Annotated in this window: 16 protein-coding genes; 9 read left to right on the top strand and 7 right to left on the bottom strand. The window is 66.6% G+C overall.

What is annotated here, in order from left to right:
- Position 1 precedes the first annotated feature (1 nt).
- Positions 2 to 1,828: a translational GTPase TypA gene (gene typA, locus DA1_RS08565; protein ID WP_034398352.1), complete on the top strand. Its 1,827-nt coding sequence runs from the start codon at positions 2 to 4 to the stop codon at positions 1,826 to 1,828.
- A 151-nt stretch (positions 1,829 to 1,979) separates the two neighbouring features.
- Here typA and DA1_RS08560 read toward each other — a convergent pair whose 3' ends face one another.
- Entirely contained in the window at positions 1,980 to 2,867 is an 888-nt protein-coding gene (locus DA1_RS08560; protein ID WP_034392165.1) for a LysR family transcriptional regulator, read from the bottom strand.
- Positions 2,868 to 2,950: 83 nt separating this feature from the next.
- Between DA1_RS08560 and DA1_RS08555 the strand changes: the two genes are divergently transcribed.
- The 4 genes from DA1_RS08555 (at position 2,951) to DA1_RS08540 (ending at position 6,960) form a co-directional block, all read left to right on the top strand.
- Positions 2,951 to 4,147, top strand: a complete 1,197-nt coding sequence (locus tag DA1_RS08555) for a CaiB/BaiF CoA transferase family protein (RefSeq protein ID WP_034392168.1) — start codon at positions 2,951 to 2,953, stop codon at positions 4,145 to 4,147.
- A gap of 1 nt (position 4,148) precedes the next feature.
- Positions 4,149 to 4,646: a MaoC family dehydratase gene (locus DA1_RS08550; protein ID WP_034392170.1), complete on the top strand. Its 498-nt coding sequence runs from the start codon at positions 4,149 to 4,151 to the stop codon at positions 4,644 to 4,646.
- Between the two features lie 42 nt (positions 4,647 to 4,688).
- Positions 4,689 to 5,726 carry a Bug family tripartite tricarboxylate transporter substrate binding protein gene (locus tag DA1_RS08545; RefSeq protein ID WP_034392172.1) on the top strand — a complete coding sequence of 346 codons (1,038 nt, stop codon included), beginning with the start codon at positions 4,689 to 4,691 and terminating at the stop codon, positions 5,724 to 5,726.
- A 142-nt stretch (positions 5,727 to 5,868) separates the two neighbouring features.
- Complete coding sequence (locus DA1_RS08540; protein ID WP_034398353.1) at positions 5,869 to 6,960, top strand: enoyl-CoA hydratase/isomerase family protein; 1,092 nt, start codon at positions 5,869 to 5,871, stop codon at positions 6,958 to 6,960.
- A gap of 73 nt (positions 6,961 to 7,033) precedes the next feature.
- Here the strand turns inward: DA1_RS08540 and DA1_RS08535 are convergent, their stop codons facing one another.
- Positions 7,034 to 7,699, bottom strand: coding sequence for a TetR/AcrR family transcriptional regulator (locus DA1_RS08535; RefSeq protein ID WP_034392175.1), 666 nt, complete (start codon positions 7,697 to 7,699; stop codon positions 7,034 to 7,036).
- Between the two features lie 156 nt (positions 7,700 to 7,855).
- Here DA1_RS08535 and DA1_RS08530 point away from each other — a divergent pair, with 156 nt between their 5' ends.
- Positions 7,856 to 8,551 (top strand): DAPG hydrolase family protein, encoded by a 696-nt coding sequence (locus DA1_RS08530; RefSeq protein ID WP_034392178.1) that lies wholly within the window; start codon positions 7,856 to 7,858, stop codon positions 8,549 to 8,551.
- 15 nt (positions 8,552 to 8,566) lie between these two features.
- Here the strand turns inward: DA1_RS08530 and DA1_RS08525 are convergent, their stop codons facing one another.
- The 4 genes from DA1_RS08525 to smpB form a co-directional block, all read right to left on the bottom strand.
- On the bottom strand, positions 8,567 to 9,406 hold the full coding sequence (locus DA1_RS08525; protein WP_034392182.1) for an anti-sigma factor family protein: 840 nt from the start codon (positions 9,404 to 9,406) through the stop codon (positions 8,567 to 8,569).
- Between the two features lie 10 nt (positions 9,407 to 9,416).
- Complete coding sequence (locus DA1_RS08520) at positions 9,417 to 9,992, bottom strand: RNA polymerase sigma factor (protein WP_034392185.1); 576 nt, start codon at positions 9,990 to 9,992, stop codon at positions 9,417 to 9,419.
- Between the two features lie 30 nt (positions 9,993 to 10,022).
- A complete protein-coding gene (locus tag DA1_RS08515) occupies positions 10,023 to 10,439 on the bottom strand; it encodes a COG4315 family predicted lipoprotein (RefSeq protein WP_012204847.1) in 417 nt (138 codons plus the stop codon).
- A gap of 109 nt (positions 10,440 to 10,548) precedes the next feature.
- Positions 10,549 to 11,022 carry an SsrA-binding protein SmpB gene (gene smpB / locus DA1_RS08510; protein WP_013803027.1) on the bottom strand — a complete coding sequence of 158 codons (474 nt, stop codon included), beginning with the start codon at positions 11,020 to 11,022 and terminating at the stop codon, positions 10,549 to 10,551.
- Between the two features lie 168 nt (positions 11,023 to 11,190).
- On the opposite strand from smpB, the gene DA1_RS08505 reads away from it, so the two are divergent.
- Together DA1_RS08505 and DA1_RS08500 are read left to right on the top strand one after the other, a co-directional pair.
- Positions 11,191 to 11,643, top strand: coding sequence for a type II toxin-antitoxin system RatA family toxin (locus DA1_RS08505; protein ID WP_034398355.1), 453 nt, complete (start codon positions 11,191 to 11,193; stop codon positions 11,641 to 11,643).
- Positions 11,636 to 11,980, top strand: coding sequence for an RnfH family protein (locus DA1_RS08500; protein ID WP_034392189.1), 345 nt, complete (start codon positions 11,636 to 11,638; stop codon positions 11,978 to 11,980). The genes DA1_RS08505 and DA1_RS08500 overlap by 8 nt, the downstream gene beginning before the upstream one ends.
- A 44-nt stretch (positions 11,981 to 12,024) precedes the next feature.
- Here the strand turns inward: DA1_RS08500 and DA1_RS08495 are convergent, their stop codons facing one another.
- Entirely contained in the window at positions 12,025 to 12,579 is a 555-nt protein-coding gene (locus tag DA1_RS08495) for a DUF4124 domain-containing protein (RefSeq protein WP_034392192.1), read from the bottom strand.
- Positions 12,580 to 12,715: 136 nt separating this feature from the next.
- Here DA1_RS08495 and guaB point away from each other — a divergent pair, with 136 nt between their 5' ends.
- Entirely contained in the window at positions 12,716 to 14,191 is a 1,476-nt protein-coding gene (gene guaB, locus DA1_RS08490; RefSeq protein WP_013803023.1) for an IMP dehydrogenase, read from the top strand.
- The last annotated feature ends 61 nt before the right edge of the window (positions 14,192 to 14,252 follow it).

The raw sequence follows: 14,252 nt of genomic DNA, 5'->3' as shown, positions 1-14,252 counted from the left end.
TATGAGCAAACAAATCCGCAATATCGCGATCATCGCCCACGTGGACCACGGCAAAACCACCATGGTGGACCAGCTGCTGCGCCAATCCGGAACCTTCGCCGAACACGAGAAAGTCGTGGACACGGTGATGGACAACAACGCCATCGAACGCGAGCGTGGCATCACCATCTTGGCCAAGAACTGCGCCGTGAGCTGGAACGAGACGCACATCAACATCCTCGACACACCCGGCCACGCGGACTTCGGCGGTGAAGTGGAGCGTGCCCTGTCCATGGTGGACGGCGTGGTGCTGCTGATCGACGCGCAGGAAGGCCCCATGCCCCAGACGCGCTTCGTGACCAAGAAGGCACTGGCCCTGGGCCTGAAGCCCATCCTCGTGGTCAACAAGGTGGACAAGCCCGGTGCGCGTCCCGACTACGTGGTCAACGCCGCCTTCGACCTGTTCGACAAGCTGGGTGCCACCGACGAGCAGCTGGACTTCCCCGTGGTGTACGCCTCGGGCATCAACGGCTGGACCTCGCTGGAAGAAGGCGCTCCCGGCGAACAGTGGGGCCCCGACATGTCGGCCCTGTTCGACACCATCCTGAAGCACGTTCCCGCCGTCAAGGGCGATCCTGCCGCTCCGCTGCAAATGCAGATCTCGGCGCTGGACTACTCCACCTTCGTGGGCCGTATCGGCGTGGGCCGCATCACCTCCGGCACGCTCAAGCCTTCGACCGACGTGCTGGTCATGGAAGGTCCTGACGGCAAGAGCTACAAGGGCCGCATCAACCAGGTTCTGAAGTTCCAGGGCATTGACCGCGTGCAAGTGACCGAAGCCGGTCCAAGCGACATCGTGCTGGTCAACGGCATCGCCGACCTGGGCATGGGCGTCACGCTGACCGACCCGCTGAACCCCCAGCCGCTGCCGATGCTCAAGATCGACGAGCCCACGCTGACCATGAACTTCTGCGTCAACACCTCGCCGCTGGCAGGTCGTGAAGGCAAGTTCGTGACCAGCCGCCAGATCTGGGACCGCCTGCAAAAGGAACTGCGTTCCAACGTGGCCCTGCGCGTCAAGGAAACCGACGAAGACGGCATCTTCGAAGTGTCGGGCCGCGGCGAACTGCACCTGACCATCCTGCTGGAAGAAATGCGCCGTGAAGGCTACGAGCTGGCTGTGTCCAAGCCCCGCGTGGTCTACCGCGACGTGGACGGCGTGCGCCACGAGCCTATCGAGCTGGTGACGGCCGACATCGAAGAAGGCCACCAGGGTGGCGTGATGCAGGCCCTGGGCGAGCGCAAGGGCGAACTGGTCAACATGGAACCCGATGGCCGCGGCCGCGTGCGCCTGGAGTACCGCATTCCTGCGCGTGGCCTGATCGGCTTCACCAACGAATTCCTGAACCTGACCCGTGGTTCCGGCCTGATCTCCAACATCTTCGACAGCTACGAGCCGCACAAGGGCGAAATCGGCGGCCGCAAGAACGGTGTGCTGATCTCCATGGACGAAGGCGAAATCTTCACCTACGCCCTGGGCAAGCTGGACGACCGTGGCCGCATGTTCGTCAAGGCCAACGATCCCGTGTACGAAGGCATGATCATCGGCATCCACAGCCGCGACAACGACCTGGTGGTCAACGCCACGCGTACCAAGCAGCTGACCAACTTCCGCGTGTCCGGCAAGGAAGATGCCATCAAGATCACCCCCCCGATCGACCTGTCGCTGGAATACGCGGTGGAATTCATCGAGGACGACGAGCTGGTGGAAATCACCCCCAAGAGCATCCGCGTTCGCAAGCGCCACCTGTCCGAGAACGAGCGCAAGCGCGCTTCGCGTGGCGCATAAGCGCTGTAGCGACCAGGGCGCACGCAAGCCGCATGGCTTCACCGCCCTGACTGTCAAAGGCCGCATCTGCGGCCTTTGTCTTTTGTGGCGCGCCGTTCAGGCGTGCGGGCGCAACGGCAAAGGAACTGCTGCTACTGCTTGCAACTGCTTGCTACTGCAGCTGCAGCAGCAACTCGCGCAGTCGCTGCCCGGCCGCTGCGCTTTGCTGCGGATTGAGCGCCAGGGCCAGGCCGATGGAGGGCAGGTTCTCGGTATCTGCCAGCGCGCGGAACACCACCCCCGGCGTGCTGCCCTTGGCCACCACGGCTGGCACCAGCGCCACGCCCAGGCCCGCACCCACCAGGCTGACCAGGGTCTGCGCCTGCACGGCATGCTGCTTGACCTGCGGCATGAAGCCCGCGTTCTGGCAGGCCAGCACCACCAGCGCGTGCAGGCCGGGCACCTCGCTGGGGCGGTAGTTGATGAAGGGCTGGTCCGCCAGGTCCCGCAGCCGCAAGGCGGGCCGCTGCAGCAGCGGGTTGCCTTCGGGCAGCACGGCCACCAGCTCGTCCTTTTCCACGGGCGTGATGGACAGGTCGGTGGCCTGCGTCACCGGGTATCGCAGCAGGCCGGCATCGAAATCGCCGCTGGCCACCTGCGCGCAGATCTCGCGCGTGGTCGATTCGGTCAGCACCAGGTCGATCAGCGGATATTCGCTGCGAAAGGCCTGCACCAGCCGCGGTATCAGCGAGAACGTGGCCGAGCCTATGAAGCCTATGTGCAGCCGCCCGCGCTCGCCGCCGGCCGTGGCGCGCGAGACCTCCTGCATCTGGCGCGCATGGTGCAGGGCCAGCTCGGCACTTTCCAGGGCCGCCTGGCCTGCCTCGGTCAGCGCCGTGCCCCGGCGGTCGCGCTGGAACAGCTGCACGCCCAGGCTGTCTTCCAGCCGGCGTATGGATTGGGACAGCGGCGGCTGCGACATGTGCAGCTGCTCGGCCGCCTGCCGGTAGTTGAGCGTGCGGGCCAGGGTGACGAAGTGACGCAGTTGGCGCAGGTCCATTGATATCTACCGTGTATCAGAGATGCTGAATTAAGTCTTAGACGCAGCTTTGAAGATATCAAATACTGGCTCCCTGAAGCAACATGGAGACCACAGTGCAGGCTGCGTTGACAGGGATTCGGGTGCTGGATCTGTCCAGCGTGGTGTTCGGGCCGCTGGCCAGCCAGGTGCTGGCCGACTACGGCGCCGAAGTCATCAAGATCGAGCCGCCGGCCGGCGACTCCACGCGCCATACCGGCCCGGCCGTGGAGCCCGGCATGGCAGCCATGTTCATGGGCACCAACCGCAGCAAGAAGAGCGTGGTGCTGGACCTCAAGCAGGACGAGGCGCGCCAGGCTCTGCATGCGCTGCTGGCCACGGCCGATGTGTTCATGCACAGCATGCGCCCGCAAAAGCTGGCTCCGCTGGGCCTGGACCCCGCAACGCTGCGCGAGCGCTATCCGCGCCTGGTCTATGCAGGCCTGCATGGCTTTGGCGAAGACGGCCCCTATGCAGGCATGCCCGCCTATGACGACGTCATCCAGGGCATGAGCGGCCTGGCCGACCTGATGGAGCGCCAGACGGGCGAGGCGCGCTACCTGCCCACCATTGCGGCCGACAAGACCTGCGCCCTGGTGGCCGCGCATGCCGTGCTGGCGGCGCTGTTCCAGCGCGAGCGCAGCGGCCATGGCTGCTTTGTGGAAGTGCCCATGTACGAGACCATGGTGGGCTTCAACCTGGTCGAGCATTTCTACGGCATGCACTTCAGCCCGGCGCTCAGCGGCGCAGGCTACCCGCGCGTGATGGCGCCCTGGCGCAAGCCCTACAGAACGCTGGACGGCCACGTCTGCATGATGCCGTACACCGATGCGCACTGGCAGCGCTTCTTCGCCGCCGTGGGCCAGCCGCAGCTGGCCCTGGACGCGCGCTTTGCCAGCCAGGCCAGCCGCACGGCCCACATTGCCGAGCTGCTGGAGACCGCTGGCGAGCATGTGGCGCTGCACGGCACCCAGTACTGGCTCGATACCTGCCAGCGCCTGGAGATTCCCGCCGCCCCCGTGGCGCGCATGGACGATCTGCCCGCCGATCCGCATCTGCAGGCCACGGAGTTCTTCGTGCCGCTGCAGGACACCGCCATGGGCACCGTGCACCTGCCTCGCTCCTCCGTGCGCATGGATGGCCGGCAGGCGCCCATGGGCATGCCCCCGCGCCTGGGCGAGCACACGGCGGCGCTGCTGGCCCAGGCGGGCTGGAGCGCCGAGCGCATCGCCGGCCTGCAGATCACGCAACAGGAGACATGAGATGACAGTGAACACCCCGCAGCCCCACCCTGGCGCTGCCTGGAACGCCGTGCCCCGCATGGGCCAGGGCTTTTTCTGGCAGGACCTGCAGATCGGCCAGCAACTGCGCACCTTCCGCCGCACCGTGACCGAGTCCGACCTGGTCGCCTTCATCAATGCCACGGGCATGCTGGAGGCCATCTTCATCGAGGAGGGCTACGACGGCGGCGCCATTGCCGGCCGCCCCGTGCCGGGCGCCATGACCTATGCGCTGATCGAAGGCTTCATCCTGCAAAGCATGATCCAGGGCACGGGCCTGGCCATGCTGGAGCTGCACCAGAAGATCCTCGGCCCCGTGCTGGTGGGCGACACCATCGAGGCCCTGGTCGAAGTCACCGCCATCAAGCCCACCTCCAAGGGCAACCGCGCCGTCGTCACCTCGCGCATCGAGGTCTTCAACCAGGGCCACCAGAAGGTCATGGAATACACGGCCGTGCGCCTGCTGGCCGGGCGCAGCTAGGCGGCCACAAGCATTCCCATAACGACATCAGGAGACAAAAGCATGGACAAGCAGATCGACAAGGTGGCCCGCAAAAGAGGGCGCCGCATGGCGCTGGCTACCCTGGCGGCCCCTATTGCGGCGGCAGCGGCTGCGGTGGTGACAGTGGGGGCGGCACTGCCCGGCGCCGCTCTGGCGCAGCAGCCCTGGCCCAGCAAGCCCATCACGATGGTCGTGCCCTTCCCGCCGGGCGGGCCCACCGACCTGGTGGCGCGTGTGCTGGCCCAGCAGGTCGGCCAGCAACTGGGCCAGACCGTGATCGTGGACAACCGGCCCGGAGCCAATGGCAACATCGGCAATGCCCTGGTGGCCAAGGCCGCGCCCGATGGCTATACCGTGCTCTACAACACCTCGTCCATTGCGCTGAGCCCGTCGCTTTACAAGAAGATGAGCTACGACGTGGGCAAGGACCTGATGCCTGTGGCGCTGACGGCCGTGGTGCCGCTGGGCCTGGTGGTCAATCCCAAGCTGCCGGTGAAGAACGTGCAGGAGTTCGTGCGCCATGCCAGGGACAAGACCGGCCAGCTGTCCTATGGCTCGGCCGGCAACGGCAATGTCACCCACCTGGCGGCCTTCCAGGTCGTGCAGCACTACCAGATCGAGGCCAGCCACGTGCCCTACAAGGGCAGCGCGCCGGCCGACGTGGATCTGGTCGCCGGGCAGATCGACTTCATGACCGACACCATCAATTCCGTCGCACCCTTCATCAAGGAGGGGCGGCTCAAGCTGCTGGCCGTGAGTTCCTCCAAGCGCCTGCCCAACTTCCCCGATGCACCCACGCTGGCCGAAAGCGGCATGTCCGGCTTCGAGGCCGGCGCCTGGCAGGGCGTGATGGTGCCGGCCAAAACGCCGGCCGCCATCATCCAGCGGCTCAACCAGGAGCTGATGCGCGCGCTCAAGGACCCGGGCGTTGTCGAGAAGCTGCAGCTGCAGGGCGCCGAAGGCCTGGGCTCCACGCCCGAGGAATACGGCGCCTATATCCGCAGCGAGATCAAGCGCTGGGCCGGCGTGGTCAAGAGCACGGGTGTCTCTCTGGACTGAGTGCGGGGCGTTGCGGCGCCTGTCGCGCAGTTGCGCATATTGGCACCTGTTTGTCAGGGGTGGGCGCGGTTTTTCAGCTATGGTTGCGGCTCATTGCCCCGGGCTGCCGGGGCAGGGCATGCATAGCAACAAGGAGCAAGATATGACGGGAGCTGCCGGCGAAGTCCTCAGCGAAGTGCGGGGCCGCATGGGCATGATCACCTTGAACCGGGCCAAGGCGCTGAACGCGCTGTCGCTGGGCATGGTGCGCGATCTGCTGGCCACCCTGCTGGCCTGGCAAAAGGATGAGCAGGTGCTGGCCGTGGCCATCCGAGGCATGGGCAAGGAAGGGGTCTTCGGCGCCTTCTGCGCGGGCGGGGACATCCGCTTCCTGCATGGCGCGGGCAGCACGGGCAATCCGCAGCTGGAGGACTTCTTTACCGAGGAGTACGCGCTCAACCACCTGATCCACACCTTTGGCAAGCCCTACATCGCCTTCATGGACGGCATCGTCATGGGCGGCGGCATGGGCATCAGCCAGGGCGGCACGCTGCGCATCGTCACCGAACGCACCAAGATGGCCATGCCCGAGACGGCCATCGGCCTGTTCCCCGATGTGGGTGGCGGTTACTTCCTCTCGCGCTGCCCGGGTCACGCGGGTGAGTGGCTGGCGCTGACGGGCGATGTGATCGGCGCGGCCGATGCGCTGGACTTCGGCCTGGCCGATGGCTACCTGCCCTCGGACCAGCAGCCTGCGCTGTGGGACGCGCTGGCCGCCGGCAGCTTTGCCGATGCAGCGGCCGTCGAGGCCCTGGTGAAGTCGAAGTTCACGGCCCCGGCCAAGCCAGCGGCCCAGCCCCGCGCCGAGATCGACCGCGTGTTTGCCCTGCCTACGGTGGCTGCCATGGTGCAGGCGCTGGAAGCGGCAGATGGCGAGTGGGCCCGGCACACGGCTGCCACGCTGCGCAAGCGCTCGCCGCTGATGCTGCACGTGGTGCTGGAGCAGATTCGCCGCGCGCGCGGCATGACGCTGGCCCAGGACCTGCGCATGGAGCGCGACATGGTGCGCCACTGCTTCTACCTGCGCCCCGGCCAGAGCGAGACCATCGAAGGCATACGCGCACTGGCCGTGGACAAGGACCACCACCCGCGCTGGAACCCTGCGAGCATCGAGGAGGTGCAGGACGCGCAATGGCGCGCCTTCTTCGACAGCCCTTGGCCTGCGCATTCGCATCCGCTGGCGGCGCTGGACTGATCGCGCGGCGGTTGCTCAAACCTCCAAGGGTTCAAAAGGCCATCCGGCGCCATGCCGGGTGGCCTTTTTTCATTCAACGATCCGCAGGCTCCATACGGCAGGAATGGCCTGCCAGCAGCCGTACCGCGTCGTCAATGCGCGGGCCCGGATCCCATTCGGGCACGGGCGGCGTCAGGCCCAGGGCCATCTGCCGCAGCGGCTCGGCAATGGCCATGGACAGCAGCAGGTCGCAGACGACTTCGGGCTGTTCGGCCCGCAGCAACCCCTTGCTGCACTGGCGCCGCAACCAGTCCACCAGCATGCCGCGGCCGCGCTCTATGCCGTTGCGCTGGTAGACCTCCAGCAGCTCCGGCTTGGCGGGGAAATCGGTGGTGAGCAGGCGGAACATGCCCACCGCCTCGGCCGACAGCACGCGCGCGGCAATCACGCGCAGGATCTCGGCCAGCGCTGGCGCCACCTCTGAGGCCGACTGCGCATCGGCCGACAGGGCAGGGCGGAAACCGTCGGTCCAGCCGCGCACCACCAAGGCCACCAGATCCTCGCGGTTGGCGGCAAAGCGGTAGAGCGTCTTCTTGGCCAGCCCTGCGCGCCTGGCCACGGCTTCCATAGTGGTGGCGGCATAGCCTTCGTTGAGCAAGAGCCAGGTGGCGGCGGCCAGGGCGGCGTCGTTGGCCTCGTGCTCGGGCCGGGCCGGCCGCCCGCGCGGCCGGGGGGCCGCAGGAGTGATTTCGGATTCCATTGGATTTCTTGTCGTTCCGTTCGGTGTTGTGCAGGGTCGGGCCTTGTTGTGCAGCATTTTGTTACCCGGCAGGGATTATCCGATTGTTTGGAAACGTTGTTCGTTTCTTTAATATAAGATGGCTTTTCCTCATCAACCCAGGAACGGAAAACACCCATGAACCCCCATGCCTTCGAGCCCGACATTTCCCGCATCGACGACCTGCTGCACATCACGCCGCTGCGGCTGGAGACGGGAATCCAGCGCCTGCCCAGCGGCTGCCTGGTGGTGGCCTGCCGCACCGACCTGCATGGCTGCAGCGGCCGCATGCTGGACTGGTGGTTCAAGTTCTTCGAGACCACGCAGCACATCAAGTGGTGGCATCCGCACGACCACATCGCGCATCGCGGCTGGGATGCGCAATGGAAGAAGGGCGAGAGCTACATCGGCGCGTCCATCGAGGCCGTGGAGTCCCTGGCCGATATTCCGCCCGTGGCGGCCAGGCTCAAGTTCCACGACCCGCGCGAGCTGTTCGACCCTGCGCAGCTGAAGCTGGCCTTTGCCGAAAAACGCGCATCGGCCGCCGTGTATGCGCGCATCGGTTTTGGTGAGCATGTGCAGCTGGACGCCAGCGGGGACCCCATGGACGGGCAGATGGTGCACCTGGCGCGTGACACGCCTTTTGGCTGCGTGCTGCGCAGCCGCTTTTTGCTGGGCCAGTCCTGCGCCGACCCGGCGGCCGAGCTGCCTGACGCGCTGGGCCTGGGCCTGCTGCGCCATTGCTACACGGAGTTCACCTATCTGTCGCGCTTCCTGCCCTCGCTGTACTACGGCGAGCATGGCAACGGCGAGGCGGCGCCGCTGCCTTGGTAGCCGTGGCCCCAGGCTTCAAAGCTGCTGGTGCACGGCCGTGGCCAGCTGCAGCAGCCGGTTGCGCGGCAGGGCGCCGCTGAGCGCATAGCCAAAGCCCTGGTCCACCCAGTAGAAGCTGGGCACGGGGCCGTCGCTGCTGAAGTGAAAGGCGGTCTCGCCGCGCGTGGCCGGGTCCTCCAGCGCACCCAGGTACAGGGTGATGCGCTCGCCGGCCGCGTCCTGGTACATGAACTGGGCGCGTGCGCCGCTGTCGCCGGGCAGCAATCGGCCGCCCACCAGCTCATAGCCCAGGTCCGTGAGTGCCGGCAGCTTCAGCGGCCGGCCCAGGCGCTTGGACAGCCACTGCAGCAGATGGGCCTGCTGCGCGGCCTCCACCTCGACCGGGTGGCGTTGCTCGGGCTGGTAGACCGCGTGGGCAACGGCCGCCTGGTGGGCGAAGCGGGCCGGGGTGGCGGCAGCCAGCGTGGCCGCCGTTGATGGCGCGGCGGCGGGCACCGCCTGCTGCCCATGCACCAGCCAGCCCAGGCCGAAGGCCAGCATCCAGCCCGCGGCCATGCCACCCCAGTGCCACCACTGCTGCTGGCGCTGGTGCAGGCCCTGCAACTGTTCGGCGGCGGCGCGCATTTCGTCGGGCATGCCGGGTTCATCCCGGGCGGCATGCAGGGCGCGCAGCAACTGGCGCTGGCGTTGCCATTGCTCCACGCGCGCGGCACTGTCTTCGTCCAGCTGGTCGCGCAGCGCCTGCGCCTGCTGCGCGGGCAGGCGGCCATCGACCAGGGCGTGCAACTGCTCGTCGGAAATGGGCGGGGTCAAGGGCGAGGAAGATGAAAGAGGGGTGGGGGCGGATGCAGTCATGGCGGCCTCGTCATTTGAGCCGGCGCAGCGCGGGGACTGCGGCTTGGGGTGTTGCGGCCTTGGCAGTCGGTGCTGACTGTGCAGGCGCTGCAGAGGAGGCCGAGGTGGCCGAGGTGGCCGATGGGGCCTCCATCAATTCGCGCAGCCGGGACCGTGCGCGCGACAGGCGCGACATCACGGTGCCCAGGGGCAGCTGCAGCACGCGCGCCGTGTCGGCGTAGCTCATGTCCTCCACGCTGACCAGCAGCAGCACGGCCCGCTGCTCGGCGGGCAGGCGCTGCAGGCAGCGCTCCAGGTCCAGGGCCGCATCGCTGCTGTCCTCGGGTGCCGCCAGGGTCTCGGACAGGCTGTCTATGTCCAGCCACTGCCCGCGCGCGGCAGAGCGCCGCTGGTTCAGGTAGAGGTTGTGCATCAGCGTGAACAGCCAGGCGCGCAGATCGCCGTCGGGGCGCCACAGCAGCCATTTGCGGCAGGCACGCTCCAGCGTGTCCTGCACCAGGTCGTCGGCGGCCCAGGCATCGCCTGCCAGCAGCCGCGCATAGCGGCGCAGGCCGGGCAGGTGCTCCAGGATCTGGCTGCGGTCCATGGGCAGGTCCGAAGGCGGATGCGGCTGGAATCAGGGGCGTGCGGTATGCCAGACGCCCATGACGCCGTCGCCCGTGGTGTCACCGGCCTTGCCGTCCTTCACCCAGTAGTACAGCGGCTTGCCCTTGTAGGCGATCTGGCTGCTGCCATCGTCGCGCTGGATCACGCTGTAGTTGCCGCCGGACGGCGCCTGCTTGCCCATCAGCGGCGGCCAGTTGGTCGCGCAGGGGCCGTTGCAGACGGACTTGCCGCTGCCGGCCGTGTCCTTGTCGAAGGTGTAGAGCGTCATGCCGTTGGCTCCGACCAGCATGCCGTTTTGCACGCTGACCGCGCTGGGCGGGGTCTGGCCAGAGGCGTTGGCCGCAGGCGCGGAATAGCAGCCTGCCAGTGTCAATGTCAGGGCTGCCGTGAAGGCACAGGTACCAAGTTTCATGCCGAGCTTCTTCATCGCTGTCTCCGGTGCTTGCCGGCGCGCGAAATTGCGGCCGGACACTGCAATGAACACTGGGCCGTGCCGGTTTATTCCGCAGCAGTGCAAAAAAAGCTGCGGATGCCCGTCAACGGTTGAAGCTCTTCATGGCGCGCTCGACCTCGCGCTTGCCTTCGCGGTCCTTGATCACGTCGCGCTTGTCGTGCTCGGCCTTGCCCTTGGCAAGGGCGATGTCGCACTTGACGAAGCCGTTCTTCCAGTGAAGGTTGATGGGCACCAGCGTGAAGCCCTTTTGCTCGACCTTGCCGATCAGGCGCAGGATGTCGTCCTTCTTGAGCAGCAGCTTCTTGATGCGCGCCGCGTCGGGATTGACGTGGGTGGAGGCGGTCTTGAGCGGGTTGATCTGGCAGCCGAGCAGGAACAGCTCGCCGTCCTTGACGATGACGTAGCCGTCGGTCAGCTGCACCTTGCCGCTGCGCAGCGCCTTCACTTCCCAGCCGTGCAGCACGATGCCGGCCTCGAAGCGTTCCTCGAAGAAGTAGTTGAACGCGGCTTTTTTGTTGTCGGCGATGCGCGACTGTGTTTCAGGTTTCTTGGCCATGGAGTAATAGATGCGGCGAAAACCTGGAGATGAAAGCTCTCCATACAATACTGGATTGCCGTCTCGCCTCCGTGCGGGATTTTAGTTTCGCCTTGCCGTCATTGTGACAGCCGTATGCGCCATGACCGCGCAGCCGGTGTTTTGCATGCCGTGCAGCCCGCCCCATTCATGAAAAAAGTCAACAAGTCCGTCCTGATCTGGTACAGCCCCCAAGAAATGTTTGCCCTGGTGACGGACGTGGCCCACTATGCCGACTTCCTCCCCTGGTGCGACCAGGCCAGGGTGCTGGAGCAGGACGAGCAGGGCATGACGGCCGAGGTGGGCATTGCATTCGGCGGCATGCGCAAGTCCTTCGTCACGCGCAACACGCACAGCGTGCTCGACGATGGCGGGCGCCAGGTCAGCATCCGCCTGATCAAGGGGCCGTTCTCGCGGCTGGAGGGCAACTGGATGTTCCGCCCCGTGGGCGACGGCTCGCAGCGTGCCTGCCGCGTGGAGCTGCAGCTGGACTATGGCTTTGACAACATGGCGCTGGCCGCCGTGGTCGGCCCGGTGTTCGACCGCATCGCGGGCTCCATGGTCGATGCCTTCGTCAAGCGCGCCGAGCAGGTCTATGGCTGAACCCAGGCTGTTTCTGTGCATCACGCTGGCATGCAGCCCGCGTGCCGGTGAAGTCGTTGAACTGGCCCTGCAATTGCCGGCCGGTGCCTCGATTGCCGACGCAGTCGAGGCCGCTGGTGGCTGGCAGGCGCTGGGCTTTGCACAGGAGGGGCCCGCTGGCCTTTGGGGCCGCAGCGCACCATTGACGCAAGGCTTGCGCGACGGCGATCGCGTGGAGCTGTACCGGCCCTTGACCGTGGACCCCAAGGTGGCGCGCCGCGAGCGTTTCGCACGCCAGGGCGCTCGGGCCACGGGGCTGTTCCAGCGCCAGAGGCCTGGAGCCAAGGCCGGCTACTGAGCCGGCCCGCACGGGCCGGGTTGGGACCGAGCCGGATTCGGCACTCAGCGCACTGCGCCGCAATCGGAGGCGATGATGGCGTCGGCGCGCTTGAGTTCCGCATCGCGCGTGGCGTCGTCCATGAAGCCGCGCTCGCCCTGCTCATTCGTGTAGCCCAGCAGGCGGCCCGAAGACAGCGCGGTCTTGGACTGCTTGGCGCGTGCGCAGTTGTCCTGGCGCTGCTTGGCAAGCCGTTCCTTTTCTGCCTTGGCCTTGGCGGCCTCCTGGGCCTCGGCCTTGCGCTTTTGCTCTTCCAGGGCCTTGTCGGTGCCTGCGGGCTTGGCGTCCTTGGCGGCGGCAGGCGCTGCCTGTGCCGTTGCATCTGCAGCGGGCTGCGTGGCCGTATCTGTAGCCGCCGGTGCAGTGGATGGCGCCGCCGCTGCTGGAGCGGGCGCGCTGCCGCCAGGCTGGCGCAGGATGTTCTTGGCCGGAATGTCAGGGGGTGGCGCGCGGTCGCTGAAGACCTTGCGGCCTGTGGCGTCGACCCATTGCCATTGGGCGGCTGCGGACAGCGAACAGGCGGCAAGCGCGGCTAGCAAAACAAGCTTGGTGGCATGCATGGTGATTGGGGTGATCGGGCCGGTTGCAGGTAGCAATAGCAGGAAATGATGGCGGGCAGCGATAGCGGGGAACAATGGCCTACAGCATACATTGTGATCCGGCGCACGGGTACAATCCTTCTTTTGGAGCTCTCACATGCGCCTTCTCGGTAAAGCCCTGACCTTCGACGACGTCCTCCTGGTCCCCGCTTTCTCCCAGGTCCTGCCCAAGGACACTTCGCTCAAGACGCGCTTTTCGCGCAACATCTCCCTGAACATCCCCCTTGTGTCCGCCGCCATGGACACCGTGACCGAGGCGCGTCTGGCCATTGCCATCGCGCAAGAGGGCGGTATCGGCGTCATCCACAAGAACATGACGGCAGAGCAACAGGCTGCCGAAGTGTCCAAGGTCAAGCGCCACGAATCCGGCGTGGTGCACGACCCCGTGGTCATCACCCCCGAGCACACCGTGCTGCAGGTGCTGCAGCTGTCCGAGAACCTCGGCATCTCCGGCTTTCCCGTGTGCGACGGCGGCAAGGTAGTGGGCATCGTCACCAGCCGCGACCTGCGCTTCGAGACCCGTTACGACGTCAAGGTCAGCCAGATCATGACGCCGCGCGAGCGCCTGATCACCGTCAACGAGAAGGACGGCACCACGCCCGTGGAAGCCAAGGCCCTGCTCAACAAGCACAAGCTCGAGCGCATCCTGGTCGTGAACGACGCCTTTGAACTCAAGGGCCTGATCACCGTCAAGGACATCACCAAGCAGACCACCTTCCCCAACGCAGCGCGTGACAGCGCAGGCCGCCTGCGCGTGGCCGCCGCCGTGGGCGTGGGCGAGGGCACCGAGCAGCGCGTGGAGCTGCTGGTCAAGGCCGGCGTCGATGCACTGGTGGTGGACACGGCCCACGGCCACAGCAAGGGCGTGATCGACCGCGTGCGCTGGGTCAAGCAGAACTACCCGCAGGTCGATGTCATCGGCGGCAACATCGCCACCGGCGCCGCTGCGCTGGCACTGGCCGAGGCAGGCGCCGACGCCGTCAAGGTCGGCATCGGTCCTGGCTCCATCTGCACCACGCGCATCGTCGCCGGTGTGGGCGTGCCCCAGATCATGGCCATCGACAGCGTGGCCCAGGCCCTGCAGGGCACGGGCGTGCCGCTGATCGCCGACGGCGGCATCCGCTTCTCGGGCGACATCGCCAAGGCCCTGGCCGCTGGCGCCTCGACCATCATGATGGGCGGCATGTTCGCCGGCACCGAAGAGGCTCCGGGCGAAGTCATCCTGTACCAGGGCCGTTCGTACAAGAGCTATCGCGGCATGGGCTCCATCGGCGCCATGCAGCAGGGCTCGGCCGACCGCTACTTCCAGGAGTCGAGCACCGGCAATCCCAACGCCGACAAGCTCGTGCCCGAAGGCATCGAAGGCCGCGTGCCCTACAAGGGCTCCATGGTCTCCATCGTCTACCAGATGGCCGGCGGCGTGCGCGCTGCCATGGGCTACTGCGGCTGCGCCACCATCGAAGAGATGAACAACACGGCCGAGTTCGTGGAGATCACCGCCGCAGGCATCCGTGAATCGCACGTGCATGACGTGCAGATCACCAAGGAAGCGCCGAACTACCGCGCCGACTGATCCAGATCCAGCGCCTTGGCGCGAGATGGAAAAGGGGTCCGGGCAGCCACTGCCCGGACCT

The organism is Delftia acidovorans NBRC 14950, from assembly GCF_001598795.1.
In the GTDB taxonomy this organism is placed as follows: Bacteria; Pseudomonadota; Gammaproteobacteria; order Burkholderiales; family Burkholderiaceae_C; genus Comamonas; species Comamonas acidovorans.
The sequence above is the reverse complement of the archived record's forward strand: the minus strand, read 5'-3'. Positions and strand labels throughout refer to the sequence as shown.